Annotated in this window: 22 protein-coding genes, 1 tRNA gene, 1 pseudogene and 1 riboswitch; of the genes and pseudogenes, 15 read left to right on the forward strand and 9 right to left on the reverse strand. The window is 64.8% G+C overall.

The window, feature by feature from the left end; genetic code table 11:
- Positions 1–114: 114 nt before the first annotated feature.
- On the forward strand, positions 115–615 hold the full coding sequence (locus tag AC1HIY_RS07750) for an HNH endonuclease (RefSeq protein WP_479576151.1): 501 nt from the start codon (positions 115–117) through the stop codon (positions 613–615).
- A gap of 103 nt (positions 616–718) precedes the next feature.
- Positions 719–1,207 (forward strand): DUF3592 domain-containing protein, encoded by a 489-nt coding sequence (locus AC1HIY_RS07755; protein WP_479576152.1) that lies wholly within the window; start codon positions 719–721, stop codon positions 1,205–1,207.
- Positions 1,208–1,219: 12 nt separating this feature from the next.
- Here AC1HIY_RS07755 and msrP read toward each other — a convergent pair whose 3' ends face one another.
- A complete protein-coding gene (gene msrP, locus AC1HIY_RS07760; RefSeq protein ID WP_479576153.1) occupies positions 1,220–2,278 on the reverse strand; it encodes a protein-methionine-sulfoxide reductase catalytic subunit MsrP in 1,059 nt (352 codons plus the stop codon).
- A 237-nt stretch (positions 2,279–2,515) separates the two neighbouring features.
- A riboswitch (TPP riboswitch) is annotated at positions 2,516–2,612 on the forward strand.
- A 106-nt stretch (positions 2,613–2,718) separates the two neighbouring features.
- On the opposite strand from msrP, the gene AC1HIY_RS07765 reads away from it, so the two are divergent.
- From AC1HIY_RS07765 to AC1HIY_RS07805, 9 genes are all read left to right on the forward strand, one after another.
- Positions 2,719–5,253 (forward strand): TonB-dependent receptor, encoded by a 2,535-nt coding sequence (locus AC1HIY_RS07765; protein WP_479576154.1) that lies wholly within the window; start codon positions 2,719–2,721, stop codon positions 5,251–5,253.
- Positions 5,254–5,320: 67 nt separating this feature from the next.
- Positions 5,321–6,082 carry a tRNA pseudouridine(65) synthase TruC gene (gene truC / locus AC1HIY_RS07770; protein ID WP_479576155.1) on the forward strand — a complete coding sequence of 254 codons (762 nt, stop codon included), beginning with the start codon at positions 5,321–5,323 and terminating at the stop codon, positions 6,080–6,082.
- Positions 6,083–6,211: 129 nt separating this feature from the next.
- The gene (locus AC1HIY_RS07775; RefSeq protein ID WP_479576156.1) at positions 6,212–7,186 is read left to right on the forward strand and encodes an NAD-dependent epimerase/dehydratase family protein; all 975 of its coding nucleotides are present in this window, start codon (positions 6,212–6,214) and stop codon (positions 7,184–7,186) included.
- Between the two features lie 13 nt (positions 7,187–7,199).
- The gene (gene kbl, locus AC1HIY_RS07780) at positions 7,200–8,387 is read left to right on the forward strand and encodes a glycine C-acetyltransferase (protein ID WP_479576157.1); all 1,188 of its coding nucleotides are present in this window, start codon (positions 7,200–7,202) and stop codon (positions 8,385–8,387) included.
- A gap of 17 nt (positions 8,388–8,404) precedes the next feature.
- Positions 8,405–8,599, forward strand: a complete 195-nt coding sequence (locus AC1HIY_RS07785; protein WP_479576158.1) for a hypothetical protein — start codon at positions 8,405–8,407, stop codon at positions 8,597–8,599.
- Between the two features lie 107 nt (positions 8,600–8,706).
- The gene (gene porD, locus AC1HIY_RS07790; protein ID WP_479576159.1) at positions 8,707–9,618 is read left to right on the forward strand and encodes a type IX secretion system protein PorD; all 912 of its coding nucleotides are present in this window, start codon (positions 8,707–8,709) and stop codon (positions 9,616–9,618) included.
- 8 nt (positions 9,619–9,626) lie between these two features.
- Positions 9,627–10,178 (forward strand): SprT-like domain-containing protein, encoded by a 552-nt coding sequence (locus AC1HIY_RS07795; protein ID WP_479576160.1) that lies wholly within the window; start codon positions 9,627–9,629, stop codon positions 10,176–10,178.
- A gap of 131 nt (positions 10,179–10,309) precedes the next feature.
- Complete coding sequence (locus tag AC1HIY_RS07800; RefSeq protein WP_479576161.1) at positions 10,310–10,579, forward strand: hypothetical protein; 270 nt, start codon at positions 10,310–10,312, stop codon at positions 10,577–10,579.
- 292 nt (positions 10,580–10,871) lie between these two features.
- Entirely contained in the window at positions 10,872–11,072 is a 201-nt protein-coding gene (locus AC1HIY_RS07805; RefSeq protein ID WP_479576162.1) for a hypothetical protein, read from the forward strand.
- Positions 11,073–11,146: 74 nt separating this feature from the next.
- Here AC1HIY_RS07805 and AC1HIY_RS07810 read toward each other — a convergent pair whose 3' ends face one another.
- From AC1HIY_RS07810 to AC1HIY_RS07820, 3 genes are all read right to left on the reverse strand, one after another.
- On the reverse strand, positions 11,147–11,383 hold the full coding sequence (locus AC1HIY_RS07810) for a hypothetical protein (protein WP_479576163.1): 237 nt from the start codon (positions 11,381–11,383) through the stop codon (positions 11,147–11,149).
- A gap of 292 nt (positions 11,384–11,675) precedes the next feature.
- Positions 11,676–11,759 (reverse strand) — tRNA-Leu (locus tag AC1HIY_RS07815).
- Positions 11,760–11,891: 132 nt separating this feature from the next.
- On the reverse strand, positions 11,892–12,776 hold the full coding sequence (locus AC1HIY_RS07820) for a hypothetical protein (protein ID WP_479576164.1): 885 nt from the start codon (positions 12,774–12,776) through the stop codon (positions 11,892–11,894).
- 396 nt (positions 12,777–13,172) lie between these two features.
- Between AC1HIY_RS07820 and AC1HIY_RS07825 the strand changes: the two genes are divergently transcribed.
- Both AC1HIY_RS07825 and AC1HIY_RS07830 read left to right on the forward strand, forming a co-directional pair.
- The gene (locus tag AC1HIY_RS07825) at positions 13,173–15,365 is read left to right on the forward strand and encodes a S46 family peptidase (RefSeq protein WP_479576165.1); all 2,193 of its coding nucleotides are present in this window, start codon (positions 13,173–13,175) and stop codon (positions 15,363–15,365) included.
- Positions 15,366–15,465: 100 nt separating this feature from the next.
- Positions 15,466–17,730: a S46 family peptidase gene (locus AC1HIY_RS07830; RefSeq protein ID WP_479576166.1), complete on the forward strand. Its 2,265-nt coding sequence runs from the start codon at positions 15,466–15,468 to the stop codon at positions 17,728–17,730.
- Here AC1HIY_RS07830 and AC1HIY_RS07835 read toward each other — a convergent pair.
- Both AC1HIY_RS07835 and AC1HIY_RS07840 read right to left on the reverse strand, forming a co-directional pair.
- On the reverse strand, positions 17,727–18,644 hold the full coding sequence (locus tag AC1HIY_RS07835) for an alkaline phosphatase family protein (protein WP_479576167.1): 918 nt from the start codon (positions 18,642–18,644) through the stop codon (positions 17,727–17,729). The genes AC1HIY_RS07830 and AC1HIY_RS07835 overlap by 4 nt on opposite strands.
- 4 nt (positions 18,645–18,648) lie before the next feature.
- Positions 18,649–19,551, reverse strand: a complete 903-nt coding sequence (locus tag AC1HIY_RS07840; RefSeq protein ID WP_479576168.1) for a DNA-processing protein DprA — start codon at positions 19,549–19,551, stop codon at positions 18,649–18,651.
- A 237-nt stretch (positions 19,552–19,788) separates the two neighbouring features.
- On the opposite strand from AC1HIY_RS07840, the gene AC1HIY_RS07845 reads away from it, so the two are divergent.
- Together AC1HIY_RS07845 and AC1HIY_RS07850 are read left to right on the forward strand one after the other, a co-directional pair.
- Positions 19,789–20,919 (forward strand): patatin-like phospholipase family protein, encoded by a 1,131-nt coding sequence (locus AC1HIY_RS07845; RefSeq protein ID WP_479576169.1) that lies wholly within the window; start codon positions 19,789–19,791, stop codon positions 20,917–20,919.
- Between the two features lie 389 nt (positions 20,920–21,308).
- Positions 21,309–22,799 carry a sensor histidine kinase gene (locus tag AC1HIY_RS07850; RefSeq protein WP_479576170.1) on the forward strand — a complete coding sequence of 497 codons (1,491 nt, stop codon included), beginning with the start codon at positions 21,309–21,311 and terminating at the stop codon, positions 22,797–22,799.
- 4 nt (positions 22,800–22,803) lie between these two features.
- Here AC1HIY_RS07850 and AC1HIY_RS07855 read toward each other — a convergent pair whose 3' ends face one another.
- The 3 genes and pseudogenes from AC1HIY_RS07855 to AC1HIY_RS07865 all read right to left on the reverse strand — a co-directional run.
- Positions 22,804–23,355 (reverse strand): hypothetical protein, encoded by a 552-nt coding sequence (locus AC1HIY_RS07855; RefSeq protein ID WP_479576171.1) that lies wholly within the window; start codon positions 23,353–23,355, stop codon positions 22,804–22,806.
- A 118-nt stretch (positions 23,356–23,473) separates the two neighbouring features.
- Positions 23,474–24,577 carry an NAD(P)/FAD-dependent oxidoreductase gene (locus tag AC1HIY_RS07860; RefSeq protein ID WP_479576172.1) on the reverse strand — a complete coding sequence of 368 codons (1,104 nt, stop codon included), beginning with the start codon at positions 24,575–24,577 and terminating at the stop codon, positions 23,474–23,476.
- Between the two features lie 19 nt (positions 24,578–24,596).
- A pseudogene (locus AC1HIY_RS07865) lies at positions 24,597–25,143 on the reverse strand (bifunctional Delta(1)-pyrroline-2-carboxylate/Delta(1)-piperideine-2-carboxylate reductase); the annotation flags it as partial.

Here is a 25,143-nt window from a genome sequence, read left to right on the forward strand (position 1 = left end):
TTTCAGGACGGTCTTTTTTGCCTCTTCAGGCGTGTCCCCTCACCGGGGCCCGAGGCTCCGTGAAGCGAGTGGCTTCGAGACGTCTCGTCTCGTCCGGGGCGGAGGGTCGCCGGTATGACCGGACACGTGCTCGTACTCAATCAGGATTACCGCGCGCTGACGATTTGCAGTGTGCAGCGTGCGGCGATCCTGGTATTGCTTCAGAAGGCGGACCTCGTCGAGGCGCTGCCGGAGCGGTATCTACGCTCGCCGAGTTGCCGGCTCCCCTGGCCGAGCATCGTGCGCCTCAAGGCGTACGTCACCGTGCCGTACAAGCGCATTCTGCTCTCGCGCAAAAATGTGCTCCGGCGCGACCGGTTCCGGTGTCAGTATTGCGGAAGCCGGGATCGCCTCACCATCGATCACATCCTCCCGAAGTCGCGCGGCGGTCCGGATTCGTGGGAGAACCTTGTGGCGGCCTGTGTGCCGTGCAACAACCGCAAAGGCAACCGTACGCCCGAGGAGGCCCGTATGACGCTCCGGCGCAAGCCCTTTCGCCCCAGCCATATCATGTTCATCCGCGATTATGTGGGCGCCGTGGATGAGACGTGGAAGCCGTATCTCTTCTTGAAATAATCGCCCGGCAGGCGGAACGTCGAAGGCATCCGAGAATACCGATGGCATTCCTGCGTTCGTCCGTCGCCTCGGGCGGACCCGTCTTCACCAATCGGGAAGCATCGTGGCATCGAAGACTTCGCTGTGGATCGCGCGTTTGCTCTGGCTCGCGCCCGCGCTCATGCTCTTTCTGGCCGTGAATCAGACGAAAGTGGCCTTCGACCTCCGGCAGACGCTCCGGCAGGGGATGCCCGCCGTGGCCGAGGTGACCGAGTATCGGCGCGTGGATCGGAAAGATGTGACGAACGCGGAACTGAGTCTCCGCGTCCGCCTCCCCGACGGCGCCGTGATCGAGCACGAAAAGATGGCGCTTCCGTACACGTTGGCCTTCATGGTGGAAAAGGATTCGCTCGAGGTGCGGGTGCTGCCCGGCGCGGATCAGGAGATCGTCATCGCCTCCATTGCCGCCACACAGAGCCGTATCGCCGCCATCAATGCCGCGATCAGCCTGTTCGGCTTTTTCTTCTTCGGCGCCGGCGTGTTCTGGTGGAACCGTTACCTCCGGAAGAAGGGCGATCCGGCCCTTCGCACGCAGGCGACGCCTCCCGCGTGAGCGGCGCGCGATCTATCGCGCCATGGGCCGTTGCGGGGTCGTCGGCTCGTCGGGGTAGAGCGGTCCCACCCAGTCGGCATACCCGTTGAAAATCTGCGTCGGGATGCGCTGGATGTCGTCCAGGGTCCGCATGAATTTCTCCGAAGCCTGGCTCCATCTCGGGTGCGGGATGTTCGGGTTGACGTTCGAGAGGAACCCGTATTCACTCGGCTGGAGGTCGTTCCAGAACGTGCCGGGACGGCGGTCGAGAAACTCGATCTTCACGATGGCTTTGGGGCCCTTATAGCCGTATTTCCACGGAAGCGCCAGCCGGAGGGGCGAGCCGTTCTGTTTCGGCAGCGGCTCGCCGTACAGTCCCGTGGCGACGAAGGCCAGCTCATTCATCGCTTCGTCCATCCGCAGTCCCTCGTAATACGGCCACTTATAGAACGACCGGGACGCCCTGATGCCCGGCATCTGATCGGGGCGGTTGACGCACTCGAAACGGACGTAGGTCGCCTTCGAGAGGGGCTTGCATCGTTCGATGAGCTTGCGGAGCGGAAAGCCCGTCCACGGCACGGTCATCGACCAGGCTTCCACGCACCGGAACCGGTACAGACGCTCTTCGAGGTCCATCGACGTGATGAGGTCGGAGACGTCCATCTTGAACTTTTTCTCCACCAGCCCGCGCACCTCGATCTCCATCGGGAAAGGCTCGTACGCGCCCGTGACGGGCCAGACGTCCTTGAGGTCCATCGAGTTGTTTTTGAACTCATAGAAGTTGTTCCAGGAAGCCGACGCGAGGCGGTCGGTGACGGGGCGCTCGGGGACCTTGAAGTTGGCGTTTCTCGGGGCCGGATAGCCTTTGCGCGGGGCGTTTTTCGGGATGGTGTCGAGCGGGCCGCCGGAGGTCGGGAAGCGGGCCGCGCCGCCGGGCTCTCCGGCGCACCCGAGCACCGTAGGAGTAGTGACGAGGGCTACGCTCCCGAGTCCCAGTCGCTTGATGAAGGCGCGGCGGCTTCGATAGAGCTTCTCATCGGTGATCTCACGCTCGCGGGCCTGCCATTCAGGGCGGAGGAGGATGTTTGCCATGGTTCTCGGTCGGGTCGGGTGGATTGGGAAGGCGCTCGTTCGAAGGAGACGTCGCACGAAAGGTCGGAATTCAGACGCGGAAAGGCGAGGCTTGTTACCGGGAAGGAGCCGTACCGAAAAAATATGAACCTTCGTGATAGAAATGTGAGAAAGGGGGCTGCGGGTTCGTATCGGCGAAGAACCATCGGGGCGGAGGCGGGTATATAGCCGCTGAGCAACGTTCCTTGTGACACTGACTACGACTGTTGGGGGTGCCCCGTTCGGCGGGGCTGAGAGCAGACCCTTGGAACCTGATCCGGATGATGCCGGCGTAGGGAAACAGCATGCTCATCGTGGAACGGCCGGCGCTTCGACGCGCCCGCCCGCCCCGCTTGCGCGCGCCACCCTCATCAGTCGCGATGACGGGTGGTTTTTTTATGCACGCAAGACAGGGGGTAACGATGACGTACGGTATACGATGGGGCCTGGCCGCGCTCCTGGCGCTTTCGATCTCGGGTTTGGGCGCATCCTCGGCGCGGGCGCAGACGGCCTCGGTGCGGGGCGTCGTGCTCGATGAGGCCGATCATCCGCTCGCCGGCGCAAACGTATGGCTCACGGAGGTGAGGACGGATCAGCTTCGATACGGCGAGGCAACGGACGTCGAGGGAACGTTTTCCTTCGATCGGGTGCGGCCGGGTGCGTATCGGCTCGTGGTTTCGTACCTCGGCTATGCTTCCCATGAAGACACGCTCGACGTGGCGTCCGGCGAGGCGCGCGCGCTGACGATCCGGCTCACGGCGGCGGCGATCGAGCAGCCGGAGGTGGTCGTGACCGAGACGCGGGCGCGGCCTCACCTGACGCCCATCACCTTCACGAACGTCACGGCGCGCGAGCTCGAACGGCTGCCCGCGATGAAAGACCTCCCGGTCCATCTCTCCACGCTTCCTTCGATCACGTACTATTCGGAGAACGGGAACGGCATCGGGTACTCGTACCTCCGTATGCGCGGCTTCGATCAGAGGCGGGTGGCCGTGGCCATCAACGGCATCCCTCAGAACGACCCCGAGGAGCACAACGTGTTCTGGATCAATTTCTTCGACATCGAAGGCGCGGTCGAGGACATCCAGGTGCAACGGGGGGCGAGTTCGGCGTTCTACGGACCGACGGCCATCGCCGGGGCCATCAACATCGTGACGAAGCCCTACAAGCCCTATCCGTACGCCCGTCTCGAAGCGGGGGTCGGCTCGTATGACACGCGCCGTTTCACCGCCGAGGCGAACACCGGCCTGCTGGCCGATCGGTACGTGGTCTACGGGCGCTTCAGCCGGCTCCTCTCCGACGGCTATCGCGACTGGTCGTGGGCGGAGTTCTGGCGCTTCTTCGCGGGCATCCAGCGTTTCGGCGAGCGCTCGACGCTCACGCTTCAGGCGTACGGCGGGCCCCAGCGAGACGGCCTCGCGTTCGCAGGCATCCCGAAGGCGGCCAACGAGCAAAGCATTCCCGACGGCTTCGGCGGCCGGATCGACCGGCGGTACAATTTCAGCGCCTTCTCCGGAGACGTGGAGAAGTTTCACCAGCCCCATGTGGAATTGCATCACGAATGGCGGTTTGCGCCGGATTGGCGGTTGAACCAGGCGCTCTTCTGGATTCGCGGCGTCGGGTATTTCGACTTCGACGGTTCCTTCCGCTCGGCCCGTTACCTGCGCCTGCCCGAAGGCTTCGTGCCGGACGATCAGCGGGACCTGCCCCTCTATCTTTCGAAACCGGAGGCCTCCGTCTTTTTCCGGGCGTTCCTCGATCAGTGGCAGGTCGGATGGATGCCCCGCGTGACGTACGCGAACGGAGACCGGGAGACAACGTTCGGTCTGGAGGCGCGCCTGCACCGTTCGCTTCGGTGGGGGCGTATCGAGGACGGGTCGGGAATCCCTGAAGCCCTCGTCGGTCCGGATAACGACGTGCGTGTGTACCGCTTTCACGGGGAGAAAGCCATCGCCTCGGTATTCGGCAGTCATCGCTTTCGTCCGGCGCGGCGGCTGCTCGTGCAGGCGGACGCGCAGCTCACGTACCGCCACTATCGCGTCTTCGACGACGCCTTCTTCGGCGTTCACTTCAAGAAACCGTACGTCTTCTTCAATCCGCGCGTGGGCGTGACGTACAACCCCGGACGACCCTTCAGCGCGTATGCGTCCGTGGCGCTGGCGAACCGCGAGCCGCGCATGAAGTCGCTCTATGACGGAGAAGAGGCGGGCGCGGGCTTCGAGCCACAGTTCGCCCGCAAGCCCGACGGCTCGTTCGACTTCGACGCGCCGCTCGTCAAGCCCGAGCATCTCCTCGACGTGGAGGCGGGGGCGTCGCTTCGGGAAGAGCGGTTCCGCCTGGCGGGCAACGTCTTCTTCATGGATTTCCGGGACGAGATCGTGCCGAGCGGCGGGCTCGATCAATTCGGCGTCCCGCGCACGGGCAATGCCGACCGGACCCGCCACGTCGGTCTCGAGGTGGAGGCGGCGGTCCGCCTCGCGCCGGGGCTCGACGTCTTCGGCAACGCCACGCTCAGCCGAAACCGCTTCGTCACGTTCACCGAATTCGTCACGACCGACGACGGGGCGACGGTGGGACTCGACCGGAGCGGCAACCCCATCGCCGGCTTCCCCGAACGGACCGCCAACGTCGGACTGACCTATCAGTGGCGGGGCTTCACCGCCTCGGCGCAGGCTCGGATCGCGGGAAAGCAGTTCATCGACAATTCCGGGGGGAAACTTCTTGACGGCGCGCCTTCGTCCGACCTCGAAGTGGACCCGTACGTGCTCGTCGACGCCTCGCTTCGGTACGTCTTTCCCGAACGCTCCGCCTTCCGGGGGCTCGCGCTCGCCTTCGACGTGAACAACGTCTTCGACGACCGGGTGCTGCTCTTCGGAAACGTGGGCTTCGGAACGCCGCAGTTCTTCCCCGCGGCCACGCGCCACTTTTTCGCAGGGTTGAAATACACCCTCCGGTGAACGGGCGGAACGCAGTTTCGGCGTCGTCGTTTCGCCGGGGCGGGCGCTTTACAAACGGGAAACGGACATGACGGCATCGGGCGAGGCGCATCGGGATGGAGGGGAGGCGCTCGAAGTGCTCTTCCGCGACGAGCGTTTCGTGGCCGTGAACAAGCCGCCGGGATTGCTCGTGCATCGGAGCCGCGTCGACCGTGGCGCAGACCGCTTCGCGCTTCAGACCGTGCGCGATCAGATCGCTCGGCGCGTCTATCCCGTCCACCGCCTCGACAAACCCACGTCCGGGGTGCTTCTCTTCGCCCTCGACCCTGAAGCCGCCCGCCGGCTCTCGGACGCTTTCGCGCGTCGTCTGGTGCGGAAGACCTACCTCGCCGTGGTCCGGGGCTACCTCGCGCCGTCCGGCGTGATCGAGCACGCGCTTCGGGAGCGGCGGGACCGGATGACCGACGCGAAGGCGCGGCGCGACAAGCCCGCACAGTCGGCCGTGACGGTCTATCGCCGTCTCGCGACGGTGGAGGTTCCGCACGCCGTGGGACGGTATCCGACGAGCCGGTATGCGCTCGCCGCCGTGCGCCCCCGCACCGGGCGAACGCATCAGATCCGCCGCCACATGAAGCACCTCTTTCACCCCGTCATCGGAGACCGCAAATACGGGGATTGGAGGCACAACCGCTTTTTCGAGGAGCACTTCGGGTGTCGGCGGATGCTTTTGCACGCCGCCGCACTCAGGTTCCGGAACCCGTTCACCGGAGCGCCGACGGTCGTCTTCGCGCCGCTCGACCGGGCCTACCGCGACGTGGTCGAGCGTCTCGGCTGGGGCGGGGCGCTGTAAGGGGATGTCCTACCCTGCGCATGCCGGGAGCCCTCACAAACGGCGGCGGAGATCGCATTTATACTGGCGAAAAGCGCGCGTGAGGATGCCCGCGCGGGGAGACCTTGTTTCACGATTCGTCTTTGAACCATGATTCTGGTGACCGGGGCCGGCGGGCAGATCGGGAGCGACCTCGTGGAAGCGCTTCGCGAGCGGTACGGCGTGGACGAGGTGCTCGCCACCGACCTGACGTCGCCCGGCGGCGAAGGGCCTGTCGAAGCGCTCGACGTGACGGACCGGGCGGGCTTTCGGGAGCTCGTCGAACGGCGCGGAGTCGAGACTGTGTATCACCTCGCAGGACTGCTCTCGGCCGTCGGTGAAAAGCATCCGGACCGATGCTGGGAGGTCAACGTGAACGGGCTCCGGAACGTCCTGGACCTCGCGCAATCGCACGGGTTGCGGGTGTTCTGGCCGAGTTCGATTGCCGTGTTCGGGCCGTACACGCCCCGGCACCTGACGCCGCAGGTCACGGTGGAGGACCCCCGCACGATGTACGGCATCACCAAGGTGACGGGCGAGCTGCTCTGTGATTATTACGCGCGCAAGCTCGGCGTGGACGTTCGCAGCCTGCGGCTGCCGGGCATCATCAGCTATACGACCCCTCCGGGGGGCGGCACCACGGACTACGCCGTCGAGATGTTTTATGCCGCGCTTCGGGACGGGGCCTACACCTGCTTCGTCCGCCCCGAGACGCGCCTGCCGATGATGTACATGCCGGACACCCTGCGGGCCATCCTCCTGCTCATGGACGCCGACGCTGCCGACCTGCACGTGCATTCGAGCTATAACATCACGGGGCTGAGCTTCTCGGCCGAAGAGCTTGCCGCTGCGATCCGGGAGCGGATGCCCTCCTTCTCCATCCGGTACGAGCCCGACTTCCGGCAGGCCATCGCCGACACGTGGCCCACGCAAATCGACGACAGCCGCGCCCGCGCCGACTGGGGCTGGCGGCCCTCTTACGACCTCGACGCCATCGTTGACGACATGCTCGGAAAGCTTGGCGCGCGCCTCGGCGCGGAAAGACCGGCGTCTCCCGCCGAAGCAAAAACGCTTGTGCAACCCTGATCCGGTAAAGACCATGATCGAGACCGTCACCTCCGTCTTTCAACGCACGCTCGAAGAGATCCGGGACGCCGGACTGTACAAGGAAGAGCGTGTGATCACCTCGCCGCAGGATGCCCGCATCGAGGTGGGAGAGGGGCGAGAGGTCCTCAATTTCTGCGCGAACAACTACCTGGGGCTTGCCAACCACCCGGCGCTCATCGCCGCGGCGCAGGAAGGCGTGGCGAAGTACGGCTTCGGGTTATCCTCGGTGCGCTTCATCTGCGGCACGCAGACCATCCACAAACAGCTCGAAGCCAAAATCTCCGCCTTCCTCGGCACGGAAGACACCATTCTGTATTCCTCCTGCTTCGATGCGAACGGCGGCCTCTTCGAGACCATTCTCGACGCCGAAAGCGCCGTCATCAGCGATCAGCTCAACCATGCGAGCATCATCGACGGCATCCGGCTCAGCAAGGCGAGGCGCTACCGCTTCGCCCACGCCGATATGGCCGACCTCGAACGCGCGCTTCGCGAGGCCCGGGACGCCCGCATCCGCCTCATCGCCACCGACGGCGTCTTCTCCATGGACGGCGACGTCGCCCGCCTCGACGAGATCTGCGACCTCGCCGAGAAATATGACGCGCTCGTGATGGTGGACGACAGCCACGCCACCGGCTTCTTCGGCCCGACCGGGCGCGGCTCCATCGAACAGCGCGGCGTGATGGGGCGCGTGGATATCATCACGAGCACGCTCGGGAAAGCCCTCGGGGGCGCCTCCGGCGGCTTCACCTCCGGGCGGAAAGAGATCGTCGAGCTGCTCCGGCAGCGCTCGCGTCCGTACCTCTTCTCCAATACCCTTGCGCCCGGCATCGTCTATACGAGCCTGAAGGTGCTCGACATGCTCAGCGAGACGACCGAGTTGCGCGACCGGCTGGCGGAAAACACGCGGTACTTCCGGGACGCCATGACGGCGCGCGGCTTCGACATCAAGCCGGGCGAGCATCCCATCGTGCCCATCATGCTGTACGATGCCCGCCTGGCGCAGGACGTGGCGCGCGACATGCTCGATGAAGGCATCTACGTCATCGGCTTCAGCTATCCCGTCGTGCCCAAAGGAGAAGCGCGCATCCGGGTGCAGGTGTCGGCGGCGCACACCCGTGAGCACCTCGACCGGTGCGTCGAGGCCTTCACCCGTGTGGGCAAACGGTACGGCGTCATCTGATCGGCGGTGGGGGCGTCATGGACCGGACAACGCTCGAAAGGAAGACGCTGTCGTGGATCGGTCAGGCGTTCGCCGTCGTCGGGTTTGCGGCGTCGGTGTTCGTTCTGGGCAGCGCGCTCGTGCGGGGGGAAGGGCTCCACGTCCCCGCCCTTCTGGGCGTCATGCTCGCCATGGCGGTTTTCCTCACGGCCAGGCGCGTGGGGCGCCCGTGAGCACCTCCGGGCGCGCCTTTTGCCCCGGCGCGGCGGAAACCCGGCGGTTCGCGTACGGTATCAGCGCACAGATCAATGGCCCTCGCCCACCGACGTTTTTGCACGTTATGAAGCTTTTCCCCCGCGCATCCCTCACGTTGCTGGCCGCTTGGCTGTGCCTTTCCGGCCTCGCCGCTTCGCCGGTGGCGGCCCAGGAATTCAACTGCCGGGTGGACGTTAACTATCAAAACCTCACCGGCTCCGATTTCTCTTTCCTTCAGGAGTTGCGGCAGGAAATTTCCCAGTACATCAACCAGCGCACCTGGACCGAAGATCGCTATCTCGACTTCGAACGCATCGAGTGCTCGATTTCACTCTTCTTCCAGGAAGCCGTCTCGTTGACGAATTTTCGCGTGCGCCTGGTCGTTGCCACGAGCCGCCCGATCTATGGCACGACGACCACCACGACGGTCGTGCAGCTCAACGATGAGGATTGGCGCTTCGAGTACACGCGCGGCACACCGCTCATCCACGACATCGACCGGTTCGACCCGCTCACTTCCGTGCTCGATTTCTATGCGTACATCATGCTGGGGTATGACTACGATACCTTCAGTGAACTGGGCGGGACCAGGTATTTTGATCAGGCGCGGCTCATCGCCGAGTTGGCGCGTTCTTCGGGAGCCGTTGGATGGACCCAGCTCGGAGGAGATCGGAGTCGGGGAGAACTCATCGCGCAGCTTCAGGACCCCCGCTTCAGTCGCCTCCGAAGAGCATACTTCGACTATCATTTCCATGGTCTCGACGTCTTCACCTCCGACGCCGACGCGGCGCGAAAGGCCGTCCTCGGCGTGCTCGATGAACTGAAGAGTCTCAACGACGAGGTGTCCCGCGCCTACGTGACGGACATCTTTTTCTCTGCGAAGTTCAAAGAGCTGGCGGCCCTCTTCGAAGACTCCCAGCAGCGCGCACAGGCCTACGATCTGCTGACTGAACTCGACCCGTCGCATCTCTCGGACTACGGTTCGCTGATTCAATAAGGGGGCGGATGGCGGATCGAGCGCGTAAGCTGGAGGAGGTCGCAGCGGACGCCCGTCGCTTGATGGACGAACTCGGGCAGGCGCACCTCGGAGAACCCCTGCAGGCACGCGGCTGGACGTTCACCTTCGACCGGGCGCATCGACGCGTCGGGTCTTGTGCCTGGAAGGTGGGGGAGACCTGCGTGCGACGGCTCAGCCTCTCGCGACATTTTGCCCTTCGCCTGTCGTGGGATGAACTCGAGGATACGGTGCGGCACGAGATCGCCCACGCGCTGGATTACGAAACACGCGGCCGGAGCGGACACGACGCCGTGTGGAAAGACTGGGCGCGTCGATGCGGGGCAAGCCCGGAACGCCTGCGCGCCAATGTCTCCGTGGACCCGAACGCCGCCCGGTATCTCGGCGTGTGCCCTTCATGCAGCGCTGAATATCCATTTTTTCGCCGACTGAAGCATCCCCGGGCGTGTGGAAAGTGTTGTGAGCAGAAGAACCACGGGCGCTATTCGGAGGCGTTCCGCCTGGTCCTTTTGGACCGCGTGACCGGTGAAGAGATCTTGTGAGCTGCGAGCGGGCGTCTGGCGCAGGGAAGGTCGCGCAGCGCGCGTCGGTGGGAGAAGCGGGGCGTTTTCCGTAGGTTCGCCCGTATGGCCTCAAACCGGGGTGAGGGAGAAACGGCACGGAGAGATCGTGCATGGCTCGATGGATCGACATACGGGAAGAGCTGCCGGAAGAGCAGGCGGTGGTCTCCGTCCGCGTGCGCGGGCGGGTGCGACCCGGATATTACCGCGTCAGAGACCGGTGGTACGCCCTCGTCGACCTCGACCGATGGCGGATGAAGACCTCGCCGTACTGGGCGGAGGATCGGGCGTGGTATCTGGTGAGTGAGCAGATAGAAGCGTGGGCCGCCGAAGAAGCGGGCTCCCGGTCCCTGTGCGAAGGAGAGCCGTCGTCGCGCGGATGACGTAAGGAGCCTGTGACATTTTTGCCACAATCTTGGGCCACCTTTGCCATGATTTGCAGGGGAAATGGGAAAAATCCCCACATCTATGGAGGGCCAAATTGCTTACTTTCGGTTGCGTGTAAATCTGTCGTCAAAGTCGTAACGATCTTGCGTCGGCAGTCGCGAAAGACTGTGATTATTCGTACTTAATCACAGATTTTGGTGAAGTAGAGCGAGAAAACCGATGGTGCAACGTAGAAAAAACAGATCGTATCTCCTGCCCTGGCTTCTGTCGATTGGGGTTGGAATCCTCGTGGCTGCGCCGATCGCGGACCTGGCGGCCCGAGCGGCGGGCGATCGCTTCGCCATGGCATGGGGCGTCACTTTCTGGTTCCTCGGAGGCGTCATCTCGGCGGCGACTTTCATCACGCATGAGCTGATCCGTGAAGAGCGGGCAACCTCTCACGCGCGCCGCCGTGTCTCGCGGGTGAACGCACACGCCCACGCCGCCTGAGGCTCCGACGGCTCGCCCCCCTCACCTCCCGGTTGCGCTCAGGTCCGGTGTCAACGCCGGACCCGAGAGCCCGATTACGCGGCTTCTTCTCCTTCCAGCAGCTTCCGGATCTGCTTCAACGCTTCGTCAATCTTTTCCGGAGCATGCATCTCCGACTCGGGGAGTTCTCCTTCGAGTTGCGCCACACGCACCGTTTCCAGCGCCACCACCACCGAGCGCATCATCTCATCCGTACCGTCGAGTTCAGCGAGGTCGAGGAGCGCATTGACGGCATCCTCGAAAAGATAAATCATTGCGGAATCGGTGCTCATGCGCGTTGCCGTTGTGCGATGCCGGGAGCGGCATCCGATGAGAAGAAAGCCGGATAGAATGAAGAACGGCCTCGAAGGACATAAAAAACCTCCCGCCCATCCCGAAGTTTCATCCGGGAAGAACGCCGGAGACGGAGGTCGCGTGTTCCCGGAAGAGGCAGAAGATGAAGCGCATCTTCAAAGGAGATCCTCGAGCAGAGTGAGAAAGGGTTCGTGATCGGGTGAACGGAAAGATGTTGTACCCATGAGGCGCCCGTGATCCTGTAAAACAAGCGCTTTAGAGAAATATTTGTGCGAAAGGGGGGACTCGAACCCCCACGGGTGTTACCCCACCAGATCCTAAGTCTGGCGCGTCTGCCAATTCCGCCACTTTCGCTCGGAAAAAAGCTAATATACGCAGTCGTGAACGGAGTTCCGGCGACGATGCGGCTCGGGGGAGGGGCGCTTAAAAAAAATCCCCGACGCCCTGTTGCGCGCCGGGGAGTGCCTTTCTGAGGGATGCATGACGTCATCCGGTCACGGGCGGGCTGTGGAAGCGTCCGTCGCCGGAGGCCGGGTCGAAGTCGTACGGCACGCCGTTGATGGTGATGGTCATCTCGCCGTCTACGATCTCGATGCGGACCTCTCGGTCAATGTCGTGCTGTTCGAGGACGTCGCCGCGCTTGATGGTCAGCGTGCCGGTGTACCGGCCGATGAGCGTGCCGCTGACCTTCTCGGAGAGATTCAGCCGACTGCCGCGCGGGCCGACGAGGTCGATCACTTCGAGCGTCATGTCATACGTCATCGTGCGCGTGATGCCGGGGGTGAGGCGTTCGTGTTCTCCCGAGCGTTGGTACGTGCCGTTGAGCGTCACCTCGTCCGTGTCGATGCCCGTGGCGACGAGCTCGCCGGAGAGGTCGGTGCGGACGGCCTTCAGGCGAGGCGTTTCGAACACCCCATTGCCTTCCACGAGCCGGAGCACCATCGTCTGCGCGGTGTCGCCCTCGGTGATGTAGAACTTTTGCGGCTCTCCGTCCGCGTTCAGGTACTGCACCTCATAGACGCGCGTGAGGCTCATCATGCGGGTATCCGTGGGATGGCCGGCCTCACGCGAGACCGTGATGGTCCACGTGCCCGTGGCTTCATCATACGTGCGTACGACGGAGGTCCCATTCTTGGCTGAAGCCGAGATGCCCTCCGGAGTCGCCAGAGCGAAGGCGTCGCCGGCCTGTTCGAGCAAGCCGCCCGTATCCTCGGCCATGAGCGCCCCAACGGACTCGGCCACGTCCGAATCGAGGGTGAGGTCGGCTTCGGAGTCCGTCGTGGATTCGACGGTGTCGCACCCGGCGGCGAAGAGGAAAAGGAAAATGCCGAGGGTGATCGAGAGAAGGCGAAGCACAGGGTTCTCTTTCATGGCTCTCAAACGGTTTGATTTCAGATAGTGTTTTCTAGATTCGTCGGCTTGTACCGCCTCGGGCTTCCGGGGGTTGTCACGGAAGCTCGGTGAATGGGGGACGATTCTTCCCCGGGGATGTCTGCGAAATGTGTCGAGAAGGGGACGGGCGCACGGGGGGGGCCGCGCGCGAGCCGGTCGTGTCGGAATGCCTGGCGTCGAGAGGCGCCCGGCACAGGAATCCCGCAGATCTTACCCGGTTTTTCACTTCGGATTTCGTGATATTATGCGGACCACCGATCTTCCCGCATGTATTCCCGTTCGTCGCGTGACATCGAATACTTGTTCCGCATACCAAGAGACCTCATGAACACGTTCCTTTCCTTTTCCAGACCCGTATCCCGTGGGCTTGCACTCATGTTCCTCTCGCTCGTGATGACGGCGGGTGTGAGCCGTGCGCAGACCACGGCGACGGACGTAGAAGTAAAGGCCGGTCGCTTCGACAATGGCAAGATGTGGACCTTCGAACATCCGCCCATCGAATACTTCAAGGAAGCGTACCATTTCGAGCCGGACACGGAGTGGTTCGAGAAGGCGCGCCTCGGAGCGCTCCGCATCCCCGGATGCTCGGCCTCGTTCGTTTCCCCGAACGGCCTCGTGCTCACCAACCACCACTGCGGACGCGGGTCCGTCTCGGAGGTGAGCCGGCCGGGGGAGAACCTGCTCGACAACGGCTTCTACGCGACCTCGCTTGCGGAGGAGCGGCCCGTGGAAGGGTATTATGCCGATCAACTCGTTGCCATTGCCGACGTGACGGATGAGGTCTATGCCGCGCTCGAAGGCAAGGAGACGGACGCCGAGAAGGCGGCGGCCCGGCAGGAGGCCATTCAGGCCATCACCGACCGCATCACCGAAGAGGCCGGCGGCGAAGAGGCGGGCGCTCACGTCGAGGTGATCGCGCTCTACAACGGCGCGATGTATTCCGCCTACACCTTCCACCGGTATCACGACCTGCGCCTCGTCATGGCTCCCGAGCTTCAACTCGGTTATTTCGGCGGCGACTCGGACAACTTCACCTATCCCCGCTATGCGCTCGACATGACGCTCTTCCGCGTCTACGGCGAGGACGGCAAGCCGCTTCGGACCGACCACTTTTTCAAATGGAGCGTGGACGGGACGAAGGAGGGCGATGCGATCTTCGTCATCGGCAATCCCGGCTCGACGAGCCGCCTCGAAACCGTCGCACAACTCGAGTTCCGCCGCGACGTGCGTGAGGTGGATGTGCTCTCGCTCATCGACACCCGTGTGGCGGTGCTCCAGCAGTACTATGAAGCCCGGCCGGACGAGGCGGAAGAGAAGGGGGTCCGAAACCAGATCTTCGGGCTCCTCAATGCCCAGAAGCTCTATCGCGGTCGCGTCAAGGCGCTCCGGGATCCCGTCATCATGGGCCGACGCAAAGATTTCGAGCGGCAGTTCCGCGCCGCCATCGAAAGCGACCCGGCGCTGAAGGCGACCTACGGAGACCTCCACGACCGAATGGCCGACATTCAGATGGGCAAACGTGAGTTTGCGCCGGAGTTCGGGGCTTTCCTTTCCCTTCAGCCGAACTCGACGCTCTCCTCGGCCACCATGCGCCGCGCGATGCTTGCGTACACGTACGTCTCGCGGAAGGCCGAAGGCGTCTCGTCCGAGGCGCTCGCCGGCATCCGGGAGCAGATCGAGGGCATAGAGGATCTCGCGCCCCTCGTGGAGAAAGGCTACCTCACGGCGCGGATGAACGATTTCCGCCGGTATTTCGGCGACGACAGCGAGATCGTGAAGGCCATCTTTGCCCGGGAGATGCCCGCCATGGACATGAATGAGAACGAGCCCATGCATCCGATGCGCACGCCCGAAGAGGTGGCCGAGGATTTGCTGGCCCATTCGGCGCTCTCGAGTGCGGAGCGGACGGCCCGGGCGCTGGACTCCGACGCCCTGAGCCTCGACGATCCGGCGATCCGGGTGGCGGCGGTCATCATGCCCCGCGTGCAGGCTTTTCAGAGCGCCTTCGCCGGTCTCGGCGCGCAGGAGCAGGAGGTCGCCAGCGGCATCGGACGCGCCCGCTTCGCCGTCTACGGCCTCTCCATCCCTCCCGACGCCACGTTCTCGCTTCGCATCGCCGACGGCGTGGTGAAAGGGTATCCGTACAACGGCACCATGGCCCCCACGCACACGACCTTCTACGGCATGTACGACCGGCACTTCGCCTTCGGACCGGGCACCGAATGGGATCTCCCCCGGCGCTGGCTCCACCCCCCGAAGACCTTCGACCTCGACACGCCGCTCGACATGGTCTCCACCGCCGACATCATCGGGGGCAACTCCGGCTCGCCGGTCATCAACGTCAACCACGAACTCGTGGGGCTCATCTTCGACGGAAACATCGAGAGCCTCGCCGGTGATTACATCTACCTCACCGACAAACCCCGCGCCGTGGCCGTCGACGCGCGCGGCATCCTCGAAGCGCTCGACGAGATCTATGACGCCGACCGCCTCGTACTCGAACTGACGACGGGTCGCGCCGTGGACACGGAAGCCGAGGCCGACGAGATCCTCTCGGGCAGTCGTTAACCACGCATCGACGGAACGGGGCCACAGGCAGGATCCTTCGGCGCGCACGCCGGGTCTCGCGCCGGTCGCTCCGTTCCTTCACCAACCAGGTATCGGGCTTATGAATCGTTTTGCCTTTCTCCGCCGGATCGCATGGGCGGTATTGTTGCTGATGACGGCCTGCGCCGCGCCGAAAGAGACCGCCGTCGTGGTGGAACGCGCCGCGCGCACCGAGAAGCCGCCCTCCACCGAGGAGACCGTCCGCACCGCGCGTCCGAAGCTGGACCTGACGCCGTTCCCCGCGGGCTACGACACCGTCCGCGCCCGGCGATTCGACGGAGGGAAGATGTGGACCTTCGACCATCCGCCGGTCGATTATTTCGAGCAGGCGTACGGCTTCCGCCCGGATACGACGTGGTTCGAGGACGCGAGGCTCGCCGCCCTCCGGTTCTCCTCATACTGTTCGGCCTCGTTCGTCTCCCCGAACGGGCTCGTCATGACCAACCACCATTGCGGGCGGGAGAGCGTCACCGAGGTGGATCCGGAACTCCTCGACGGCGGGTTCTACGCCTCCTCTCTCGATGAAGAGCAGAAGGTGAAGGACCTCTATGTCGATCAACTCATCGCACTCAAGGACGTCACCGACGAGGTGTACACCGTTCCGGAGACGGTCACGACCGACGACGAACGAGCAAAAGCCCGCCGGCGCAATGCCGAGGCCCTCGAAAAGCGGATGACGGACGAGGTCAAGGCGCAGGATTCGACGTTATACGTGCAGGTGATCGCGCTGTACAACGGCGGGAAATACTCGGCGTACACGTACCGCCGGTACGACGACGTTCGCCTCGTCATGGCGCCGGAGCTTCAGATCGGCTATTTCGGCGGCGACTGGGATAACTTCACGTACCCGCGATACAACCTCGACATGTCGTTCTTCCGCGTGTACGACCGGGACGGAAAGCCGCTGAGGACCGAGCATTTCTTCCCGTGGAGCGCCGACGGTCCGGCGGCGGGCGAAGCCGTCTTCGTGGTCGGCAATCCCGGCTCGACGAGCCGGTTGAATACGGTCAGCCAGCTCGAATATGAACGGGATTACAACCTGCCGCAGAGCCTCTCGGTCCTCGAAAGCCGCGCGAAAATTCTGTTCGAGTACATCTCGAAGCATCCGGATGAGGCGGACCGGTACGACCTCCGAAACCCGTATTTCTCCATCTCGAACTCGCTCAAGGCGCAGCGGGGACAGCTGGAGGGGCTCCGTGACCCCTATCTCATGGCCCGGCGCGTGGCCGGCGAACGCGACCTCCAGCAGGCCGTGGCCGCCGACGATTCGCTCCTCAAGAGGTATGGCAAGCTCTGGGCCGAGATCGCTCAGCTTCAGCAATCCAAGCGGGCCACCTCCGAACAGTCGCGCGCCTTCACGTTTTTCTCGAACCCGAACCTGAGTTCGCACGTGCTCACGCGGGCGCTTTACGGCTATGTGCACGCGCTCATGCGACAGCGCGGCTTCCCGCCGGATCAGATCCAGGAGGTCTATGCTCAAGCGGTCAAGATCAAGGATTGGCCCGCCGAGGTCGAGCGCGCGTTCATCACGAAGCGGCTCAGCGAACTGCTCGACGTGCTCGGGCCGCTCGATCCGACGACGAAGCGCATCCTCGGAGAACGCTCGCCCGAAGAAGTGGCCGCCGAACTCGTGGACAGCACGGCGCTCATGGATTCGACGGCCTTCCGCGCCTTGCTCGAAAAAGGATTCCTTCGCAGTGGCGATCCCGTGGTGAAGGTGATCGAGGCCATGGGGCCGCTGTATTTCACCCTGAATCAGCAGCTGCAGAGCTTCGAAGAGCGGGAGAAGGCGCTCAATGCCCGGCTCGCCCGCGTGCGGTTTGCCGTCTTTGGAACCGACACGCCGCCCGACGCCACGTTCTCGCTTCGCATCGCCGACGGAGTGGTGCGCGGCTATCCGTATAACGGCACGAAAGCGCCTGAAGTGACCACCTTCTTCGGCCTGTACGACCGGTATTTCTCGTTCCCGGGACGCCGTGAGTGGGCGCTTCCGGAGTACTGGCTCGATCCGCCGGAGACCTTCGACCCCAGCACGCCGGTCAACCTCGTGACGACGAACGACATCACGGGGGGCAACTCCGGCTCGCCGCTCGTCAACCGGGATCTGGAGATCGTCGGGTTGATCTTCGACGGCAACATCGAATCGCTGCCGAACCAGTATATCTATACCGACGAAACCGCTCGCGCCGTGGCCGTCGACGCGCGCGGCATCCTCGAAGCGCTCGACGAGATCTATGACGCCGACCGCCTCGTGCTCGAACTCCGTTCCGGTCGGCTCGTCCCGACGGAGGAGGAAGCCGACGGCGAGCAGTCGCGCCGGGATTAAGCCTGCAACACCTCGACGACGGCGGGCGTCACGTCGGTGATGGAGCGGGCGTGGCGGAACTGCTGCGCCCCGCGCCCGAACGCCGCGAGGGGGACCGGGTGACGGGTGTGCGTCTTCACGGAGAGGTCTTCGAGATTGCCGTGGTCGCTCGTCACGAGCAGGAGGTCGTCTTCGGGGTCGAAGGAGTCGAGGAGGCCGGTGAAGAAGCGGTCGAGCGCATGGAGAACGCGTTCGGCTCCGGCAAGGGACTGCCGGTGACCGGCTTTGTCGGTGAGGAAATACTCGAAGAGGGTGAAAGCGTGTGAACGTCCGAGATCGGACAGGCGCGCGCCGGCGGCTTCTTCGGAGAGGAGCGGGACGTCGTGACCGAGCAGGGTGCGCCAGTCTGCTCCGGTCAGGTCGGCGGTGACGGCGCGACCCTGGCGGAGGTCGTCGAGCGTGCGGATGGGCACGCCGGCTTCGAGGCAGCACAGCGTGGTGACGGTCCACCGGTTGCGTTTCTTCACGCGCTCGAAGAAACGAGGCGGATAGGCGTTGGCGAAGGCGGACGGTTGGGGATGGGGCCGTCCGAGGGCCGCGATGCGGCGGAAGACGTTGTGCCGGGCGAGGACGGGCTTCGTCCGAGAATGGGGATACGGTCCGAAATGTCTGCCGGCCACACGGGCGCAGTTGACGCCGGTGAAGAGGGTGGCCTGTCCGGTGCCGCTCTGCGGGAGGCCCTCGACGCCGAGGTTGGCGTCGAGCGCGAGGAAGAGGTGGTCGTCTCGGATGAGGGGAGCGGCGGCGGCGGTCCACGGCCGACCACCGGCGAGGCGCTCGAAGGCGGGCAGGTCGAGGCGGGCGAAAGGGTTGGTTTCGGGGTCCGGCGGGCCGAGGCCCACGCCGTCGAGGAAGACGAAAAGGATGCGAGGCATGGGGTCAGGCGCGGAGAGCGGCGAGGATCCACTCGAAGTCGACGTCGGTGTGGAGGCGATGAACCCTTGCGGGCATCGGGTGATCCGGGTCCTCGACGCCAAAGACGGGCTTGCCGGCCTCGAGTGCCCATTCGAGCGCGTCCCACTCGGGGGCGCCGGGGCGCGGCTCGAAGAAGACGGCGGCGCGGGCGAGGGCGACAAGCACGAGCGCCCGCTCTCGGTCGTCGTGCTCGTAGGGGCCGTGCGTCATCGGGAAGGGGGACAGGAGCAGGCCGCCCGTGCGGACGGCGGCGCTCGCGATGGGGCGCATGACGGCCGGGAGACGGGCCAGCCCACAATGCGCCACGAGGAGTGAGGGACTCGGCTCGGGGCCGGAGGCGGCCCGCTTGTGCATCACCACGTCGAAGCCGTGCGCGGCCCCGGTGGCCGGCGCGATGCCGTGCGCGGCGAGCGTCTGCACGAGCGACTGGGCCACGTCGAAGGCGGCGTCCGTGATGGGCGGGCGGGCCAGGAGCGCCACCGCGGGGCGGGCCAGGGCTTCGCGGTCGCCGTAGCCGTAGAGAAGCACCGGACGGTGGGCGCGGGGGAGCGCATCGAGCCCCTCCGGCCAGTGCTGCCCGCGCATCGAGAAGAGGACGACGTGTTTCGCGCGCAGCGCCTCGATCGCGGCTCCGGCCCCGGCAAGCCGTGTATGCATCGCCTCACGGTCGAAGAGCCGCTTCACGAGATCGGCCGCGTTCGGCGCGCCTTTCACCCGCGCGAGCACCTGTTCGCGTGGATAGCGTACGAGTTCATCGTACGTGGCAAAGTGTCGGAGCAACCGCCCCGCCGTCACGCGTCCCACGCCTTCCATCTCCAGGAGCGTGAGCGCGAAAAGGGCCGGATCGGAAGGAGAAGCAGCGGGCATGCCGGAAGGAAACGTGGGTAAGGACAGGGGGGATCAGGACGTCAGGAGGGTATCGCAAGGTAGCCAAATCATCGCATTTCTGCCGGGGGGACCGGCGAATGCGCCCGGGGGCTGTTGCGCTTTTGCCCGACGGACGGGATTTTCCCCGGGGAATACTCCGTTTCCTCTCAACCGATGTTCGACGACGTGGTCAAAGGAACGATTCACCGGCTTCGCGGACTCTTTCGCTCCGCGTCCATGGAAGCCCCCGACTGCGCGCTGGCGCTGAGCGGCGGCGGCGCGCGCGCCTCGTATCAGGTGGGCGTGTTGAAATATATCGCCGAGGCTTTCCCGGAGACTCGTTTTCCGCTGCTGACCGGCGTCTCGGCCGGAGCGATCAACGCTGCGCATCTGGCCAACGACCTCAACCCGTTCTCCGTGGCGGTCGATAACCTGGTCGAGTGCTGGCGCGGGCTGGAGACCGAAAACGTCTTCGTCTCGGAGTCGAGCGTCAAGTTTCTATGGAGCATGGTTCGGGACGTCGAGGAGGGCGGTCAACGCGGCTGGGTGGACACTTCGCCTTTGCGCGCCTATCTTGAAGAGAAACTGCATGCCGAGGACGGACGCCTCACCCATGTGGCCGAGAACTTGCGCGCCGGGCGGTTGAAAGCGTTCGCCATCATCACGACGAGCTATTCCACCGGGCAGACGGTTTCCTGGGTGCAGGGACGAGAGATCGAATCGTGGGAGCGGCCCAACCGGGTGGGCATCAATACCACACTCACGGTCGATCACGTCATGGCTTCTTCCTCCTTGCCTTTTCTCTTCCCCGCGATCCGGATCGGCGATGCGTGGTACGGGGACGGCGGCATCCGGCTCTCGGCTCCGCTCGCTCCGGCCATTCACCTCGGCGCCGACAGCATTCTGGCCATTTCGACGCGGTATGACCGCACCCGGCGCGAGGCGGACGAGCCGGCCGTGGTGGGCTATCCGCCGAACGCCCAGCTCGTCGGCCTGCTGATGAACGCCATCTTTCTGGACACCCTGGATCAGGATGCGCTCATGCTCGATCGCATCAACCGGCTGCTCGAAGTGGTGCCGGAGCGGAAGCGCGGGGGGCTCAGGCCCATCCGTTTCCTGCTCCTCCGCCCTTCCGTCGATCTCGGTAAACTTTCGGGAGAATACGAGCACGAACTGCACGGGCCGCTCCATCTGCTGGCGCGGGGCTTGAGCAGCGATCGCACCAAAAGCCCCGACTGGCTGAGCATGCTGCTCTTCGACAGAAATTATACGACGCGCCTCATGGAAATCGGCTATGAGGATGCGTTGCGACAGCGAAGCCGCATCGCGGCTTTCTTCGAGGAAGGGGCCGCTTCATATGCCGCCTGAGCCTCTCGCTTGCCGGTCTGGTAAGATATTTGTCCTCGTGGAGATCGGTTGGGCCAGATCTCCGCGACCGCGGATGACCTCCGGAGTTGTGCCCGGAGTTTGATGTACCGAGGACGGGACGTTGGATGCACCGCGCTCTTTGGGTGCGAAACCCCGTTTTTAAACTCCTACGCGCGTTTTTGAAGTTAGCATTACGATCAGATCCCCGCGATCCGACGCACTCCGGTGCGTTGCGGCGCCTGTTCCGAGACGGCAGGCGGACCCGCTCTCGTGGAAGCACCGGGGGCGCGTGTGTCCGGCCTTCGGGTCCGGCGTTAGGGTCTCAAATCGAGACTTGCCGGCGGAGCCGGACCGCCGTTCGGAGCGCCCTCGGGGTCGCCGGCGTGGGGATGATCGTGTGGCTGCTTGCCTTCCCCGGTGCGGTGGAAGCGGCGCCGGCGGCGCGAACGGTCGCCCGCGCGACGGCGGCGTATGTCGGTGTGGAAGCGAGCGAGGCGGCAGTGACGGCGCTTCCACGGAAGCCGGAGAAGACGCGGCAGTCAACCTCGAAGATATTCGATCCCGGTTACCGTTACGGCTTCTGGGTTCTTCTCATCCTCTTTCTGGTCCTCGGGACGTGGACGGCGGTTCTCTGGGTCCGGTTGAAAAAAATACGGGCACGCATCGGCGAAACGGCTTTTCTTCGCATCGCTTTCGACGAGACCGAAGAGCCGATGCTGGTGCTGCGCCCGTCCCTGCGTGTGGTCGAAGCCAACCTTGCCGCCGCCGCCACCTTCGGTTACGACGGGGACGAGTTGCGCGGGATGCCGCTGCGCGCCTTGCTCGGTATGGCCGCGTTCCCGCGCTTCGTAGAGGCGTCGCGCCGGGCGCTGCGGTCGGGCCGTGAGGAGGTGGACGTGACGCTGCTCTCGCATTCGTCCGAGTGGATCCCCGCCCGCGCCACGCTTCGCGCTTTCGGCGAAGGCGAAGCGCGTCGCTTGCTCGTCGCCTTCCGTCCGGCGTCCGCTTCGACTTCCGAACAGGATTCGTTGACCACCGCGTCGGAACCGGCCTCGTCAACGCCCAAGGCCCCGTCAACGCCCAAGGCCCCGTCAACGCCCAAGGCCTCGTCGTCCGAAGCCTCGTCGTCGTCCGAAGCCTCGTCGTCGTCCGAAGCGGGAATAACGGGGAAATTAGTGGAAGCTGAAGGGCGGGAGTCGATGGGGTTCCTCTCGAACCTGGGCCATGAGATGCGCACACAGTTGACCGGCATCCTCGGTTTTGCCGAAGTGTTGGAAGAAGAACTCACCGGTCGGCAGAAGGAAACGGCTCAACTGGTGCGCCGGAGTGGTCAGCGGCTGCTTCACACCGTCAACGAGATCCTGATGCTGAGCCGTCTCGAAGCCGGAAGCGTGGCGCTCCACCCGCAGGAAGTGGACGTGACGGCGGAGATAGCCGAGGAAGTGCAACTCTTGCTTCGATGGGCCGAGGAGAAAGGGCTTGGCCTCCACGTGCGGCAACCGGCCATGCCCGTCACGGCCCGCATCGATCCGGGCGCGTTCCGGCGCGTGCTCGAGAACCTCGTCAGCAATGCCATCAAGTACACCGAACAGGGAACGGTGGAGATCGGCGTCGATACCGACGCGGAGCACCTTTATCTGACCGTCAGGGACACCGGCATCGGCATCAGCCCCGCCTTCATGCCGCATCTCTTCGAGGAGTTTTCCCGTGAATCGTCCGGCATGGTCGGCAGACAGGAAGGGACGGGTCTCGGGCTTGCCATCACGAAGCGGCTCGTCGAAATGATGAACGGAGAGATACGGGTGGAGAGCGAGCCGGGAAAAGGGACGCGCTTCCAGGTCGTCTTCCCGCTGCACGCAACGACGCCCGAAGGGGAATGACGCGCTAAACGGGAGCGGGGCCCCGGGTCGATGAGTCCGCTTCGAGAAAGGGGAAGAGCGCGTACACGTCGAGGTCTTCCCAGGGACGTCCGTTGACGAAGATCGGGATGCCGTGGGCGTCGGCGTATTGGACGACGCGATGGCTCAGGAGGGCGTATTCCGGGAAAAGGTGCGGAATTTCGAGCGAACATTCATCCGGTCCCACGACGACGAGACCATGGCGCGTGAGCTCGAGCCGTTCGACCTCTCGCCACTCGAAGACGGTCTTTCGTCGGGTGTAATCGTATCCCTCGATGCGGTTGTCGGAGAGCTTGACGCACCAGACGAGCCGTCGGAGTCGGCGCAGGCGCCGGGTGATCCACCAGGCAGCCGCGAGCCAGGAGGAGGTGATGAGCACGCCTGCCGGCGCCGTGGATACCACCCCTTCACGAGTCATCACCAGAAGGGTCAGCGTCCCCACGAACAACGTCGTCGCCAGGGCGATCAGCGCGGCGGCGCGCTTGCGGCTCAGCCGTTGAACCTCCTCGTTGTCGAAGACTTCGTACCAGTGCGGCATTGGCTTGCTCGAAACTCATGGGACGCTTCTGTTTCTATCGAGCCTCGGGAAAAAAGTTCAAGCCGGACGCCGGGAATTCATCCGCGGATCCACGTGAGAAAGCAGGGGACAGTCCCGTTCAAATGACGCCTCCGGCGCACCAAAGAGTGAAGTCCGAGGCGTCCGCGGAGCCGTCGACGACGGCGGCCAGGCGTTCGCCAAAGAGCGGTCCGAACTTGAACCCGTGCCCGGAGAAGCCCGCCAGCACCCACGTGCGCCCGATCCGTTCCACGATGAACCGCTCGTCGGGGGCGACGGCATAAAAGCAAGCGGCGGCATCCGCGAGCCGGTAGCGCTCGAAATGCTTCAACCGGGGACGCGCGAGCGCGAGAATGCGAGCCGCCTCCCGAGGATCGACGCGCCGGTCATCGTCGGGATGGCCGCGCAGGGTGAAGCGGTGGTCGCCCACCTTCATCGGCGTTCCGGCTGCGGGCGGGACGAGGTAAAAGCCGGCGGCCGGGTCGATGTCGAGGATCATGGGGCCCTTTTGCCAGGGCATGCGCATCGCGGACGGGACGCGGACATAGCATACCGTCTGCCGGGAAGGCGTCATCCGCCCTTCGAGGGCGGGCACGAGACGACCCGCCCACGCGCCCGCGGCGACGATGGCGAGGTCGGCTTCGAGCGTGCGCCCGTCCGTCAGGCGCACCCGCGCGCGCGCCGGGTCCACCGCCGTCGCCTCGGTCCGGGGAAGCAGCCGTACGCCCAGCGCCGCGGCATGATCGGCCAGCTCCGCCATGATGCGATCGGCGAAGAGCAAACCGCCGCTGTCGAGGAAGAAGATGTCATCCTCTTCCGTGAACGTCAGGTACGGGAACGCGCGCGCGCCTTCGCCCGGGGAAAGACGGCGGGCGACATGGCCCAGCCCTTCGAGCGTCGCGACGGAGTCCCGCGCCCACGGGTGATCTGCGCGCCCCAGCAGCAGCGTACCGGTGGGGTGATAGAGCGAGACGCCGAGGTCGCGCCAGAGCCGTTCCCACGCGCCATAGGCTTCGGATACCATGCGGGCGTACCCGCGCTCGCGACCGTACGGAAAACGGATGAGCCGGTGGGCGTCGACCGAGGCGGCGGCGGGGTGGGGGATCGCGCTCCGGTCGAGGATGGTGACCGTGTGTCCGGCTCCGGCGAGCGCGCGGGCCGCCGAAAGGCCCATCACCCCGGCGCCGATGATGGTGATGCGCATGAGGGAAGCCTCTCCCGTCTCAAGTGATCGACTCGTACACGAGACGCGCCGCCGCGAGGTCTTCGAGGGCCGTCCCGACAGATTTGAAAAGGGTGATTTCCGCGTCTTCGCGGCGGCCGGGATGACGGCCCCGGCACAGATCGTAGAGATCGGCGGCGACGTCCGTTTCGTCGAGGATGCCCGCGCGGATCGGCTGTACGAGGTCGCCTGCCTCGTGGAGCGCACCCTCGCGCGTGTCGACGAAGACCGTGGCGCGGCGGACGGCCTCGTCGTCGGCCTCTCGCATCTCGGGGGTGTATCCGCCCACGAGGTCGAGGTGCGTGCCCGGACGGAGCCATGCCCCGCGGATGAGCGGGGTGCGGCTGAGCGTGGCGCACACGACCACGTCCGCCGTGCGAACGGCGGCTTCGAGGTCATCCGTCACGTGGACCTCGAAGGCGTCTCCGGCGAGGCGTTCGGCGCAGGCTTCGGCGCGCGCGGCGGTGCGGTTCCACAGCGTGACCGTGCGGAGGGGGCGGACGGCGGCGTGCGCCCGCACGAGGTGCGGCGCGAGCGATCCCGCGCCC

The organism is Rhodocaloribacter sp. (assembly GCF_056451265.1).